Below are 14,923 nucleotides of genomic sequence, written 5' to 3'. Positions count from 1 at the left end.
TTCTTCTACCTATGTGGAAGAAAGATGGTTGTAATAAGAAAGTTATTGTACTACAGTATAATACATAAAGTTTTAATGGAACTATAGTTAGTTATGGATAGTAACCAAGTTAGAGATTTTGCTGAGCGTTTTAAAAAGTTTTATTACTACAGAGCTTTGCTTTGTGAAAAGTTAATTAACAGTGAGGTAGTCATAAGAGGACATATGCTAGAGCTGTCTCCTCCAGAGTTTAACCCTTTTCAAAATCTTTCTGTTGAAGCCTACGTGGTAGGGTTTGCCGCTCTCGATGGTTTATCGTCTGTATGGCAGGCACTCAGCACACCAACAACAAAAATCGGCAACCAACAAAGATTTGTCTCTTTTTTGCTGAATGTAAAGGTAGAGAAGTATTTAGATCGTGTGAGTACCCCTTTCCTAAATTACTTTTTGAAAAAAGATAAAATTGAGGAACCTTTCACGCAAGAGATTCAAAATCAATGGGTCAATAACAGAAAGCAGAATGAATCTCATAGAGTTTACTGCGATCCTACAATTGATCAACTTAAGGATTTATATATAAACTGCCATAAACACAACACTATTCCTCCCGAACAAATCATCAAGGATATAGACGCTGTGCTTACCAAGTTTACATATGCCGCGCTTATATATAAATACTATCGATGCCCATTTGTTCATGAATTCCGCGCCTCTCAATATGCTGCTTGTTTTAACCAAGGACAACACATCTCTGTCAGAAAGTTTTTCTCGGACATATCACCATCTGGAAAAGTGATACCTCGTGATGAGGTTAAACCTCAGTTAGATGTTGGTATTGGTGTCTTAACAGAAAGTATTAAGAAAGGTGCAGATATTGTCTATGACCTGATAATAGAAAAACAAGTGACAGATATTCCCTACGGATCTAGTGATGAAATTGAGATAGCAAAAAAAGTTAAGAGGTCGAAGGACGAGCGCCGTTAGCATATTCATTACCAAAAATATACTCATCTTTCGCATAAGATACGTTAGAGCCACGTAAGGATATCGAATGGAATCAATCCCTCAATCATTCATAGAATGAAATGACTTAAATGGTGTTGTTAAAATTCCCAAAACATGACTTATTTCCTTAATAAAATAGTCTCGCTTATCAATCCATATTTAAATATTAAATACCTTCTAATTCCTCTAACTGTCAGAAATGAGGCAAGAGTAATTAGCCTGAATGAGTAGCCCGATCGCTATCTTCAGTCAGAAGGGAAGGCGATCGCTTATTCTGGCAAAAAGTTAGAATCTAAAACTTCTGTGGATGTATAGGGACATAATTGCGGAAATATCTCTAATAGCAGTTCAGTTTCAGCACTCGCCTGTTCAACTGCATCTGCATAAGATTCAGCAAAGACTTCTTCAAGATAAGGCTTGAGGCTGGGAGAATCTTTTAGAGCTTCACGAATGCGTCTGCGATGCTCAACGATACTACCTTTCCAGCTACCGCTTCTTTTCTCTGGCTGAAATTGCCATTTAAGTAAGTGAGTCAGGACAATAATAAGATTACTCTTTAGACTCCGGCGCTCACTTCGTCCCATGTCCTCGATTTCTTCGATTAGATTTTCCCATTCGATATTAGGGTAGTCTCCAACCCGCAACTTTTCTACAGTAGTTTGAATCCATTTCAGGTAGTCCGTCTCGTACAAACTCTGTCGGTTAGCTTCTAGTTCTCTTGTCATAACCGTTTCCTCTCAAAGTCCCGAACTAGCTGACACAAGACTTCTCCCAATGGATTGTCAGTAATATTGTAGCGATCGCTCTCACCCAATCAGCCATAAGCAGCGAGGAAAGAGCGATCGCATCCCTACTGAATGAGAATTACTGCCTCTTCCGCCTTGGTATTTAGAGCTTTTTTCAATTCTTGCCCAACTTTCCCAATCAGTTCGTCAAAAGCTTCCTGATTCTCTGTTAGTTGTTGTCTGAAAACCTTCTCTAACTCAGGTTTCATTTGCTCGCAGGTAGAGTCGATCTTGCTATCGCTCAAAAGAAGAGAACGAGTCCAACTCGGAACATCTACCTTTGTCTTAATTGCTTCTTGGGTTTTACTGCGGGTGATCTCCACTCCTGCGGCAAGAACTGAGGCACCATAGATTAGCACGATGGGCCAGGTCAAATGCCCGGTTAAAATTAGAGCGATGATGCTACCGACAGTCCCTCCACCAATCACTACATTGACAATAAATCCCACCGTTTCGGCAAGAATCGTGTCGCCAATCGATAGGTCTGGACTAACCACATCGGGGTCTATACTTTCCTCAAACCTTAAGCTACTTCTGGGTATCTGAAACTTTTGACAAATGGGGTCGGTTTCTTCAGCTAATTCGGGTTGGATCTTACTGTTAAACCAAGTAGCACATTGCGTATTGACGATTTGCCGAGCGCCAGGACTTTCAATCCACTGCTCGGCCTGCTTTTTCATAGACTCTTCCAAATCAGCCAAAGTGCGTATTTTGTTGTTTTGCCAGTTTTTTAAACTTGGTTGAATTGTGCTTTCAATCAGCCCCTCTGATAGTGGCTTAGCCAGCAATTCGATTAACTCTGGAATATGTTTTTTGACCAGGTCTTTTAACTTTTTTGAGTCAAATAGTGTATTGACCTCTTCTTTAAAGGCAGCAGCACGCAGATCCCATCTTCCTACCCGTGCTAGACCTAAGGCAATACAGCGTTCGGGTTCTGGATCGGGGCGAACTTGAGTGTCCGGTTCCGGGAAGATTTCCTCGCAAATCTGGCGCGTAAATTTCATCCGGGATGCACCGCCAGTCATCAGCAAAAGTTGCGGTACAAAACCTTGTTTTTCAAGCCTTTCTTTCGCCTCATTCACTGATTCCCGGAACGAATGAAGCCAACTCTTGCCGCCCAATTCTGCCAAGGGGTGGTTCAAGATTTCATCCATAATCGCTTTATTAACTTGAGGCACAAAGTAAATCTGTTCGTTGATCGACTCAAAGCCGCGTGCAAAGGATTGTGGATTGCTGTATACCTGTTCGTTAGAAAAGTAATCTTCCTTCGCTTTGCGACAAGCAAGTTCGCAACGCGCTTGGTGATGAGGATATGCCTCAAATACTCGTTCGAGCAACGCTTTTTCCTCGTGGTTAGCGAGAGTCTGGGCAAAAATCGCTTTATCGATTAAAGAAGCTCCCAGCGCATTACTGCCGAAATCTATCGGGATTTCGTGCAAACTCTTAACCAGGGTAAAATCTGTAGTCGAAGAGCCAATATCAACGATTAGCACCGACGATTTAAGTTTGTCATAAGAAAGTTTCCCGGCTTCCTTGGCTTGCATGAAAGCCGCCCGCGATTCTGGGACAACACTCACTAAAGGAATACCAGATTCCTTCAGTAACTTTTGGTATTCTTCTCGTTCGTTAACAGACCATCCTGAAGGGCATCCGACATAAAATTGGCTGGTTTCTCCACCTTCAATCTGCTTGCTTTCTTTCAAAAGACGATAGTAAGTTTCTAGAAACTTGCTAATTGTTTCCCGATAAGTCGGGTCGGTATTTGGTTTTTGTTTGAAAGCGATTTTGAGCTGAGTAACGCCAGCTTGGATTAATGCTTGTTCTCCAATTAGATAACCGATATCGGGATGCCAAGCTAGTGCTGTGATTTGAACTTTTTTATTATTAACTTCAAGCATCCCTGGCGGCTCGATGCTCTCCACTCTCGCCTGAGCGACAGCGGTTTCACCGTGCCCCAGATCGAATCCGATAGTTTCTAAAACTTCCATTTTTATACTTTCCGCTAATCAACCAGGTACAAATTTCCGAATAATTACCCTATTTTTAAGAGGGCTAGAGGGAGCTTCCATTGTTCGCTGAAATTTTTGCTCCCCCCAAACCCCTATGGAAAGGGGACTACGCAACAAGGGAAATACTGTCTAAATGAAGACTTGGCGACTACAAACAGCCACGATGACAAGATATCTTACTCTCTAGCCTCGGAGTAGGCTGGCTCAATCACTCGACCGCGTCGGAGCAAGCGATCGCCTTTAAACAAAGCGGGAGTTATCGTTACAGACTCTTTCGCGGCAGGATCGATACTTGGCTCGAAATCAAAATACTCGCGATGCGTATCGTCCCCTTGGTAAATCTGAACCCGAATTCCCTGCTCCATTAAAATCTGTGGCAGCAATTTGGTGAGTTGAAGCGACATCTGGGGTTTCTCCAGAATTGACGCACCCATAAGTCTCTGAAGCAGATTCAACAGTTCTGGTAGCTCTTCTATTCCACTAGCATCCAGCGGTTTTTTTACTTCCTGAGTCCGGGCGACTGCCAAATCAATGGTGTTTAGCGCATCGGTCAGGTTGTCCAGAAAGACTTGGCTATCAACGCGAACGATCGGCTGGGGCGCTTCTACAGGTTGAAGAGAAACTGCACGATTGGCGCGATCGCGTTTATCGATTTGGAACACCACTTCTAGTCCAACCAGCAGAGACACCAGCAATATATCCATCCAAGCTCCTGGTGCATCTGAAGCCAAGGAGAATAGAGAATCTAAAATTCCTACGCAGATGAGTCCCTGTAGCACTTTCAGGATTATGGTTTTGGGAGAAACCCTTCCGACTGGGTTAGCACTCTGCTGAGGCTTTGGCTCCAAAACTTTCGTCTCATTGGCAGCGGTGAGAGTCCCCAAGGACTGCCGCAAAGTGTCCAGGAATAAAGAAGCCAGACGTACTTGAGCGACGCTTAACTCGCCAACGTAACTGCTCTGAATATTATCGAGTCGCTTTTGAACCAGCTTAACGACCTGCTCCGGGCTAGTTGCCTTATCAATCTCTGTCTGAACTTCGCTGCGTTCTTTGGTAAAAAGTGTATATAGTGTTTTCATCGCAAATTAAGGCTTCAGCGTTGCTAAAATATTGAACAATCGGTTATTTTACTAAAATTTTATATAAGTGCTAAAGCTAGTTTTATAAACTGATTTTTACAAAGCATTTTTAAGTTTAGGAAGCTTATCAATATTTTTTTCAAAATGTCATTAGTTGAATTTGCTTAAAAAGGGACAAATTTAATCCAAAACTTTCTGTTTACCTTGATACTTTATCTCTAATAGCTCGGTAAGGAATATTGCTATTTTTCTTACCAAGCAAAAGTTTTGAGAACAGCTTCCTGCACGGTACTTAACTATAAAGATAACTTTTACGGCTGATTCTAACTTCTACCCTAAGGAACAGCGCGATCGCTAGTGGATTATCAATGGCATTCTAGCGATCGCTTTCAGCAAAATTAGCCTAGAAGCAGTGGAGGCGATCGCCTTGATAGAGTAACCTTGAGCAAAATGAGTTAACTAAACTAAGCTTTACTGTTAAGATAGCTGCCAAATATTTTTATTTCGACTGGAATTGCGAGGCGGAGTTTCGATTGCATACTTCTTGGGTAAAAGTTAGCAGACTGATGAGAATGCTAAATTCTACTTTAGAGCGAAACTAATAAAAAAGAATTCCCTCTAAGGTACGGAAATGAGAACTCGCCTTGGAGGTATAACCGAACCTACTATTTTTTAAACCGCTGTTAAGCTCAAGCCACCTTTAGACATTGAGCATCATGGGAAAGGTAGCTGGAATTAGTTTAGGTGCGACAAATTCTTGTATTGCAGTGATGGATGGTAAGCAACCCATCGTCATCACCAACGCTGAAGGATTCCGCCTCACTCCTTGTGTTGTAGCTTACACTAAGAACGGGGACAAATTGGTTGGTGGGATTGCCAAACGTAACGCACTGATGCAGCCAGAAAACAGCTTTTACGCTGTTAAACGCTTTATTGGACGCAAATACGACGAAGTCATCAACGCAGTAGATAAAGTTTTTTATCAAGTTCTACCCGATAGCAATGGTGGCATTAAAATCAACTGTCATCGTATAGGCAAAGAATTTACCCCTGAAGAAGTTTCTGCCCAAATTCTGCGTAAACTTGTCGATGATGCCAGCAAATATTTAGGGGAAGAAGTAACTCAAGCGGTTATTACTGTTCCTGCCTACTTCAACGATTTTCAACGTCAAGCCACCAAAGAGGCTGGCAAATTAGCGAATTTAGAAATCCTCCGCGTCATCAACGAACCGACTGCTGCTTGCCTTGCCTACGAACTAGATAAGAAAAATAACGAAACTATCCTCGTCTTTGACTTAGGCGGTAGCACGTTAGATATTAGCATTCTCGAAGTAGGTGATGGTGTATTTGAAGTTTTGGCTAGCAGTAGCGACCCTGATCTTGGTGGTGACAACTTCGACCAAAAAATTATCGATTGGCTGACTAACCAATTTCAAAGTCAAGAAGGTCTCGACTTACGCCAAAATATACAGGCTTCCCAGCGGCTTACAGAAGCAGCCGAAAAAGCAAAAATAGAGCTTTCCCTCGGAACGCAAACAGAAGTAGACCTACCCTTTATTACAGCCACCCCGGATGAGCCAAAACATCTCAACGCTACCCTTACTAGAGCTGAATTTGAAGAAATGTGTTCTGAGCTTTTAGCTCGCTGTCGCCTTAACATCGAACAAGTAATTAAACAGGCGAAACTAAGCCTTAGTGATATTAATGTTGTTGTCCTGGTTGGTGGTTCTAGCTGCATTCCGGCTGTCCAAGACTTAGTGCAGGAGGTGACGAATCAAGAACCCTTGAAAAGCATTAACCCGGACGAGGCTGTAGCAATTGGGGCTGCTATTCAGGGGAAAGTAGCCAGAAGAGACAATTCTATTTATTGCATGAGGGATGTCACTCTTTTATCTTTGGGAATCGAAACTATAGAGGGTACTATGACAAAAATTCTCTCCCGTCATAGTAATATTCCTGTCATCAAATCTCAAAAGTTTTATACTGCAACTTATGGGCAAACCAGTGTAGAAATAAATATTTTAAGGGGTGAACGAGAATTCGCTAAAGATAACCAGAGTTTGGGGATTCTTCGATTAGATGGGCTTTCTTTGGAGAGAACAGAAATTCAAGTAACTTTTGACCTTGATGCTAATGGTATTCTGAATGTTTATGCCAAAGAAATAAGCACGGGGCAAGAGAAATCAATTAGCATTATCGGCACTGCCACTATCCCTGCACCTGAAGTGGAGAGTATGGTGAGAGATGCAGAACGCAATGCCGAAGCCGATCGCATACTTCGCCAAAAGATTGACATGGCGAACTTGATAGAAGCTCGTAAAAATGAAGGACAAAAACTTAAAAGTTACTCTTTGAAACTTACATCTAACGTTGACGCAGATTTTATAACTGAAGATTCTAGAAAGATGAATGATGCTTATCGGGTTCTTTTTAATTTGACGAATAACCTGGTAGAGCAAGTGCTTGCCGCCCAGAAAAGGCAAATCGAAGGACTGTTAAAGAATTTGGAGAAAGCGATCGCTCAAGGGAATTATGATGAGATCAAGTCGCTTGGTAATGAATTGCAACAACTCATGATGCAGATAGGTGATGCTGCTTCACCAAGAGCGATCGCGACTATTGACGATGAATTCTATGAAGTGATTTGAGCTGCGAAGGGTAGATATTCTACCCTTCCTCAGAGCGCTCGCATCTTAATATCGCTTTCTTTTTGTGACGTTACACATCAGATTCCTCAACCCCGGCTCAATGGCGGCAGTAAACGGCTTTGTTGTAGCTATATGAACTAGTATTCTCTTTCCTCCCTTAGCTGAGTAACTGGAAATTTTAGAGCCGGGATTTTATTTGCCAGATCGTTTCAAAGCTTGAAGATTCCGTGTTATTTGAGACGCAGACTTTTGATTTTTGACGATTGCTCGAAAAGCTCTTTATTGAGCTATTGGCTAATTGGAACAGCAGGAGCGTTCAAAACCGGCAGTAGTTTAATGCCGTATTCTGCCTCAACAACGTCTTTTTTATAATCTAAACTCCAGATTTCTAAGGCACAATCATCATCTGGCTGAGTGGGTTTTATGTGGAGCTGAAGTTCTTTAGTTTCCGCGTTGTATTCGCACTGCACTTGCCGAATTGCACCAATTTGCCTCCGGTCGAGAGCAACTGCCAATCTGAGCAAGGCACTCAACTGAGCAACGATCTGTCGGTGCTGTTTAGTCGGCAGATTTTGATAGTTCTCGTGCTTTTTCCTCGGCGCACTCTTGCGGTGATAGCGGGCTAAATTCGCAATTACATCAATTTCGGCTTCCGTATAGCCTAAAAGTTCACCGTTGCGAATTAAGTAAAAAGAGTGTTTGTGGTGGGAAGAATGACTGATATGGTGTCCGCAATTGTGTAAAATTGCGGCTGCCCAAAGTAGTTCCCGTTCTTCTGAACCCCAGTGATGGAGGATGCCTTGGGTTTGGTCAAATAAGCTAAGGGCAAATTCTGCGACTCGCTGAGCGTATTCCAGGTTAACGCCGTATTTACGGGCGGTTTTGATTACATTACGCTCGCGTACAGAACTTTGGTAGCGCAGCTTGTCTTCGATCAAGCCGTGCGCGAGCATCCAATCGACGATCACTCCTTCGCGGAGACTCCGTTCGCAGACCGTTAGCAATTCAGCGCCTAGCAGCGTCATCGCTTCTTGTAAAATAACCGCCCCGGCAACAATAATTTCTGACCGCCGCTCTGACATTCCTGGTATGGCGGCTCGTTCTAAGTAATTGAGCCTTCGCAAGCGATTCACTAAGTCTCTCAAGTCATTAAGACTCAGCTGGTAGCCATTTAGCGAAAAGGGGTTAGTACCTAGTTTTTCTCGCGCGTGTATCGTCACCAGCGTCTCAATCGTCCCGGACGTTCCCACTAAACGCGGCTGTTCCCCTGGTTGGAGAACTGCCCGCAATTCATCAACGGCTCGTTCTAGCTGTCCGCGCACATAAGCTTGTAGGGACTGAAATTCGCCATTGCTGATGGGATCTGTGGTAATCAATTCTGCGGTTAGTCGGACGGCACCGACTTTAGTGCTGCTGAGCGATCGCGGTTCGTGACTATCCCCTAAAATTAACTCGGTCGAACCGCCGCCAATGTCAATAATGATGTGGGGTTGGTTGTTCAATTCCATGCCCGACAGCACGCCTAAGTAGATTCTCCGGGCTTCTTCTTGACCGGAAATTAGATTGACAGATAAGCCTAAATCTGATTCTACTTGTTTCAAAAAGTCTCGCCCGTTGGGGGCTTCTCTTACCGCACTGGTTGCCACGGCGATTATTTGTTCGGCGTTGAGACTTTGGGCAATTCCCTGGAAGCGCTTTAGCGCCGCGATCGCTCGTTCCATTGCCGCTGGTGTCAGATTGCCCGTCTTTTTATCGCGATCGCCCAGTCTCACCGTGTCTTTTTCTCTAGCAATAATCGAAAAAGCAGGCAGCTTTGGTTGAATTTGCACGACTACCATGTGCAGGGAATTGGTACCTAAGTCAATCGCGGCGAGAATCCGATCTCGATCCACGCTAGGAGTTGAAACACCCGCAGAATTATCTTTAGCGTTGGCAACTAAATTGACCATTTCGATGTATCCAGGGTTGCAGAACCAGCCGAGATTTGATGAATAAGGATATTCTATAGGGGATAAAGATGTGATTAATGATATTTCTGGATACTCATTTTTCTAGACCATGCTGACCCAGCAAGAACATAAAGAAACAGAACCCACCTGGCTTACAGTCGTCCGGCTTTTGAGATGGGATAAGCCAGCAGGACGCCTGATATTGATGATTCCGGCACTATGGGCGGTCTTTCTGGCAGCAGCAGGAAAGCCACCGTTGCCGCTGGTAGGCGTGATTGTACTGGGTACTTTAGCGACCAGTGCTGCCGGGTGTGTTGTCAATGATTTGTGGGATCGGGATATCGATCCGCAAGTAGAAAGAACGCGATCGCGTCCCCTCGCCTCTCGCGCTTTGTCGGTCAAAACTGGCATCGTCGTTGCCTTGGTAGCGATGAGTTGCGCTGGGGTTCTCGCACTCTACCTTAATTCCCTTACTTTCTGGTTGTGCGTGGCGGCAGTTCCCGTAATTATTTTCTATCCCACCGCCAAGCGGGTGTTTCCAGTGCCTCAGCTAGTGCTGTCGATTGCTTGGGGTTTTGGCGTGCTGATTAGCTGGACTGCTGTAACTGCCAAGCTAGAAGAACCCACCTGGATTTTATGGGGCGCGACGGTACTCTGGACACTTGGATTTGACACCGTTTATGCCATGTCAGATCGGGAAGATGACCGGCGGATTGGCATTAATTCCAGCGCTTTATTTTTTGGCAATTATGCGGCTGAAGCTGTTGGTGTCTTCTTTACTAGCACGGTTATTTTGCTTGAATGGCTGGGAATTGTGATGGATCTAAAGCTTAGCTTTTGGATCGCTTTGAGTTTGGCAACCTTAGCTTGGATTTGGCAATATTCTCGACTCAGCCGGAAAGATATCCCAACGCCAGTATATGGGGAAACTTTTCGCCAAAATGTTTGGATTGGTTTTGTTTTACTGGCTGGAATGATTGTTGGTTCTCTGTAGGTTTGAGTAAGTTTTTTGAAGATAAAGAACGCAAAGGCGATCGCAAAGATACGCTGAGGAAAATGCTAATTCATTGCACTTCTATTACTTTGCCTACCTTTGCGTAAAACTCTGCGTACCTCGGCGTTAAAAATTTCAACGCTTAGGAGTAAGGTCAGCTTGCCATGAAAAAAACCCTAATTGGCGTTATGGGACCAGGAGCCAACGCCACAGAAACTGACTTAGAAAACGCTTATAAACTCGGTCAATTCATCGCCCAAGAAGGATGGGTTTTGCTGACTGGTGGCAGAAATGCTGGTGTGATGGATGCGGCGAGTAAAGGGGCAAAATTTGCTAATGGTTTAACAATTGGCATTCTTCCCACTAACGATACCAGCGCGGTTTCTGATGCTGTAGATATTGCAATTGTTACCGATATGGGAAATGCGAGAAATAATATTAATGTCCTTTCTTCTGATGTTGTGATTGCCTGCGGCATGGGTGCAGGAACCGCTTCAGAAATTGCCCTGGCTTTGAAGAACTATAAAAAAGTGATTTTATTAACGAATCATCCAGAAAGTAAAGCTTTTTTCCAAAGCTTGTCTGAAGACTCTATTTTGATTGCCAATACTCCAGCAGCGGCAATCGAAATGGTTAGAGGAGTTTTGAGCGATCGCCATTAATTATCCCTTTGGGTAGATGCAACAGGGAGAAATTAGTGGGGAGTCCTGCCTAAATTGGCACATAGCGTTGATTTTGGCTGTCTCTCGACTTTTAAGGTACAATCCAGTGGTTAAGTTTTATATCGCTAGCGATCGCAACCTCGATCGGACGAGACTTAGATCCTTAAGAAGAAAAAACTTCTCCCTTAGTTTTAAGCTAGAAAGCAGTTAGCAGAGGATTGAACACAATGGCATTTGAATTACCCCCTTTACCTTACGATCAAGACGCTTTAGAGTCGTCAGGTATGTCGGCGCGGACACTTGAGTTCCATTACGGCAAGCATCACGCTGCTTACGTGAACACTCTCAACAATCTAGTTAAGGACACAGAACTAGCCGACAAGTCGCTTGAAGAAATCATCAAGGCAACCTACAAAGCATCAGACAAAGCTGCTGTATTCAACAACGCTGCTCAGGTATGGAATCATACCTTCTATTGGAATGGCATCAAGCCAAATGGAGGCGGCAATCCGAGTGGCGAACTAGCGGAAAAAATTAACGCCAGCTTCGGTAGCCTTGACAAATTCAAAGAAGAGTTCAAAAATGCCGGAGGCACTCAATTCGGTAGTGGTTGGGCTTGGCTAATCAAGGATGGCGATACCCTAAAAGTAACCAAGTCTCCGAACGCAGAAAACCCGATTGCCTACGGACAAACTCCCTTGCTAACAATGGATGTTTGGGAACATGCCTACTATCTGGATTACCAGAATAGCCGCCCCAACTTCATGCAGAACTTTGTTGACCACTTGATCAACTGGGACTTTGTTGCCCAGAATTTAACGGCTGCTGCTTAAATAACAGCTGATGTTTCAGTTACATCAAATTTAATCATCTGGAAAACAGCCACGTTAGTAGTGGCTGTTTTTTTATTATCTGTAAACTTCGGCTGCCTGTATCTTTAAAGAAGATAAATTCACACCAGATAAATCATGGATAGCAAAGAACTAGCCCAATACATTGAAGCCACAGATAGCATTTCCAAGCCTTGGCTATTAGTGCAATTGCGGCTAAAAAAACTCCAAGAACGCCGCCCGACTATCTCTCCAGAGGAATATGTTCAAGAATTAGCAGATATTCATCAGGACTTGATGAATCTGGGTGAGTGGTGGCGGGGAAGGGAAGATGAGGTATTTGGTTAATAAAACTCATCGAATCGCTATCGTCAGCTGGGTAGAGACTTGGCAACGCGTGCGGGTGAAGTATCCAGTTAAAGGAGGGAGTAGCGATCGCTCGCCCGGAGCCTGCCTTGAGAGCATAAACCTATCGCTTTTGCATGAGGTCATGATATTTAACGCCTTTCTGTAGATAGGTTTTGGGTCCTCTAAGTCAGGATACGATGAATTAATAACACAGCCAGAATTAAGATAAGCGCATTTTAAAAATGAGTGCTAAAACAATCAGCGCGAATCTGCGATCAATTCAGATGGAATTCACTGGTTGGTGTTGCAAGTAACAATGAATACCTGCCAGCCTGACTGCCATTAGAATTATGTCAAAAGCGAAAAAGACCGCAGCAACACACCATAATATTGACCTAAACCATCCGCAGTACTATTTCAACCGCGAACTCAGCTGGTTGGAGTTTAACAATCGAGTTTTGCATGAAGCGATCGATCCTCGGACGCCGCTGCTAGAACGCCTGAAATTCATGGGGATTTTTAGTGCCAACTTCGACGAATACTTCATGGTGCGCGTTGCTGCTCTTAAGCAACAGGTGGAAGCAAAAGTGAGCCAGCTGACGCCCGATGGTCGGACACCAAGCGACCAGCTAGAAGAGATTAGCTTGGCAGCGCGACCTCTGGTAGCACAACAGCATCAACACTTTGAGAAAGCATTGCGACCCTTGATGACCGCGCAAGGCATTCATCTTCTAGACTACGTGGATCTGAACCAGGAACAGCGGGCTTACCTGCAAAACTATTTTGAAGAGCAAATTTTCCCAGTTCTGACCCCCTTAGCTGTTGATCCCAGCCATCCTTTTCCCTATATGTCTAACCTCAGTCTGAATCTGGCTGTGGTGGTGAAAGACCCAGACACGGGGGAAGAACTGTTTGCCAGAGTGAAAGTCCCAAAAGTTTTACCTCGATTTTTGCCCTTACGGTTGGAGTCCGGGCTGGGAAGTCGGTCGTCTGGACTCGAAGAGGAACGATTCCGGAATGAACGCCTGATTTGGATGGGTGTGCCCCTAGAACAGGTGATTGCTCATAATCTAGAGTCACTATTTCCGGGGATGAATATCCAGGAATATCACCCCTTCCGAATCACTCGCAATGCAGATTTGGAGGTGGAAGAAGATGAAGCCGACGATCTGATGCTGGCGATTGAGCAAGAACTGCGGAAACGTCGGGTGGGTGGTTCGGCGGTACGGATGGAAATTCAAGCTTCAATGCCCGAATCCATGAAAGGGATGCTGATGCGGGAACTGGGGCTGTTAGAGCGGGATGTTTACGAGGTGGACGGGCTATTGGGGCTGGCAGACTTGATGTACTTCATGCAATTGCCACTCCCGGAACTGAAAGACCCTGTGTGGACGCCAGGGATACCCCCACGCCTGCGGCGGCTCAGTGAAGGAGATTTGGATGAGGGAGAAGATATTTTCTCGGTCATTCGCACCGCAGATTTGATGGTTCACCATCCTTATCAATCTTTTGGAGGAACGGTACAGCGCTTTATTACCCAAGCGGCAATCGATCCAAATGTGCTGGCGATTAAAATGACTCTCTACCGAACATCTGGGGACTCGCCGATTCTCAATGCCCTAATTACAGCGGCTGAGCATGGCAAGCAAGTAGCGGTTCTGGTGGAACTAAAAGCCCGTTTTGATGAAGAGAACAATATTAACTGGGCACGCAAGTTAGAACAAGCGGGCGTTCATGTGGTCTATGGGTTGGTGGGTTTAAAGACGCATACCAAAGTGGTTTTGGTGGTACGCCGAGAAGAAAACCAAATTCGCCGGTATGTCCACATCGGCACGGGGAACTATAATCCCAAAACCGCTCGGATTTATACAGATGTGGGGCTATTAAGCTGCCGTGAAGACTTGGGGGCGGATTTGACGGATTTGTTTAATTACTTGACGGGTTACTCGCGGCAACGGTCTTACCGCAAGTTGTTGGTGTCGCCGGTGAACTGCCGCGATCGCTTTTTGAGTTTGATCCGCCGCGAGATAGAACATTGCCATCATGGCAAAAGCGGTCGAATTGTCGCCAAGATGAATTCACTGACAGATCCCCAACTCATTGCCTCGCTTTACGAAGCTAGCATCGCTGGGGTAAAAATCGATTTGATTATCCGCGGAATTTGCTGTCTGCGACCCGGTGTGGAAGGAGTCAGTGAAAATATCCGGACGATTAGTGTTGTCGGGCGTTATCTAGAACACTCGCGGATTTTTTACTTTCAAAATGCTGGCAGTGAGGAAGTTTATATCGGCAGTGCTGATTGGATGCGCCGCAACTTGGATCGACGAGTAGAAGCGATCGCGCCAATAGAAGATCCCGAAATTTCTAAAGATTTACAAGAAATCTTAGGAATTATGCTCGCCGATAACCGTCACGCTTGGGATTTACAACCAGATGGTCGTTACATCCAACGCCACCCCGGTGACAAGGAAAGAGAACAAAGTGCCCAGAAAATTTTGATGGAAATGGCACTGCAATAGGGCGGTGGGAAATGAGCGTGTTGAGTTTTGAATTTTGAGTTTTGAATAAAAAAGAGTGCTTTAATTCAAAACTCAACACTGATTCCTTGAAACTTTTTCCGAATTATCCATAACCC

General features: G+C 44.5%; 11 protein-coding genes. 7 read left to right on the top strand and 4 right to left on the bottom strand.

Annotated features, from left to right (window positions below):
• The first annotated feature begins 93 nt into the window (after window positions 1-93).
• Entirely contained in the window at window positions 94-963 is an 870-nt protein-coding gene (locus NDI33_RS14735; RefSeq protein ID WP_190679092.1) for a hypothetical protein, read from the top strand.
• Between the two features lie 290 nt (window positions 964-1,253).
• Here NDI33_RS14735 and NDI33_RS14730 read toward each other — a convergent pair whose 3' ends face one another.
• The 3 genes from NDI33_RS14730 to NDI33_RS14720 form a co-directional block, all read right to left on the bottom strand.
• On the bottom strand, window positions 1,254-1,709 hold the full coding sequence (locus NDI33_RS14730; RefSeq protein WP_190679090.1) for a DUF29 domain-containing protein: 456 nt from the start codon (window positions 1,707-1,709) through the stop codon (window positions 1,254-1,256).
• A 125-nt stretch (window positions 1,710-1,834) separates the two neighbouring features.
• Window positions 1,835-3,757 (bottom strand): plasmid segregation protein ParM domain-containing protein, encoded by a 1,923-nt coding sequence (locus NDI33_RS14725; RefSeq protein ID WP_190679088.1) that lies wholly within the window; start codon window positions 3,755-3,757, stop codon window positions 1,835-1,837.
• 197 nt (window positions 3,758-3,954) lie between these two features.
• Window positions 3,955-4,857 carry a hypothetical protein gene (locus NDI33_RS14720; RefSeq protein WP_190679086.1) on the bottom strand — a complete coding sequence of 301 codons (903 nt, stop codon included), beginning with the start codon at window positions 4,855-4,857 and terminating at the stop codon, window positions 3,955-3,957.
• Between the two features lie 716 nt (window positions 4,858-5,573).
• Between NDI33_RS14720 and dnaK the strand changes: the two genes are divergently transcribed.
• On the top strand, window positions 5,574-7,505 hold the full coding sequence (gene dnaK, locus NDI33_RS14715) for a molecular chaperone DnaK (protein WP_190679084.1): 1,932 nt from the start codon (window positions 5,574-5,576) through the stop codon (window positions 7,503-7,505).
• A gap of 287 nt (window positions 7,506-7,792) precedes the next feature.
• Here dnaK and NDI33_RS14710 read toward each other — a convergent pair whose 3' ends face one another.
• Window positions 7,793-9,454 carry a Ppx/GppA phosphatase family protein gene (locus tag NDI33_RS14710; RefSeq protein ID WP_190679076.1) on the bottom strand — a complete coding sequence of 554 codons (1,662 nt, stop codon included), beginning with the start codon at window positions 9,452-9,454 and terminating at the stop codon, window positions 7,793-7,795.
• 109 nt (window positions 9,455-9,563) lie between these two features.
• Between NDI33_RS14710 and NDI33_RS14705 the strand changes: the two genes are divergently transcribed.
• From NDI33_RS14705 to ppk1, 5 genes are all read left to right on the top strand, one after another.
• Window positions 9,564-10,448 carry a 4-hydroxybenzoate solanesyltransferase gene (locus tag NDI33_RS14705; protein WP_190679074.1) on the top strand — a complete coding sequence of 295 codons (885 nt, stop codon included), beginning with the start codon at window positions 9,564-9,566 and terminating at the stop codon, window positions 10,446-10,448.
• A 164-nt stretch (window positions 10,449-10,612) separates the two neighbouring features.
• Entirely contained in the window at window positions 10,613-11,110 is a 498-nt protein-coding gene (locus tag NDI33_RS14700) for a TIGR00725 family protein (protein WP_190430557.1), read from the top strand.
• Between the two features lie 227 nt (window positions 11,111-11,337).
• Entirely contained in the window at window positions 11,338-11,943 is a 606-nt protein-coding gene (locus tag NDI33_RS14695; protein WP_190410728.1) for a superoxide dismutase, read from the top strand.
• 135 nt (window positions 11,944-12,078) lie between these two features.
• Window positions 12,079-12,288, top strand: a complete 210-nt coding sequence (locus tag NDI33_RS14690) for a hypothetical protein (protein ID WP_190432754.1) — start codon at window positions 12,079-12,081, stop codon at window positions 12,286-12,288.
• Between the two features lie 350 nt (window positions 12,289-12,638).
• On the top strand, window positions 12,639-14,807 hold the full coding sequence (ppk1, locus tag NDI33_RS14685; protein WP_190432756.1) for a polyphosphate kinase 1: 2,169 nt from the start codon (window positions 12,639-12,641) through the stop codon (window positions 14,805-14,807).
• The last annotated feature ends 116 nt before the right edge of the window (window positions 14,808-14,923 follow it).

This window comes from Trichocoleus sp. DQ-A1 (assembly GCF_039961955.1).
Classification (GTDB): domain Bacteria; phylum Cyanobacteriota; class Cyanobacteriia; order Cyanobacteriales; family FACHB-T130; genus FACHB-T130.
The sequence above is the reverse complement of the archived record's forward strand: the minus strand, read 5'-3'. Positions and strand labels throughout refer to the sequence as shown.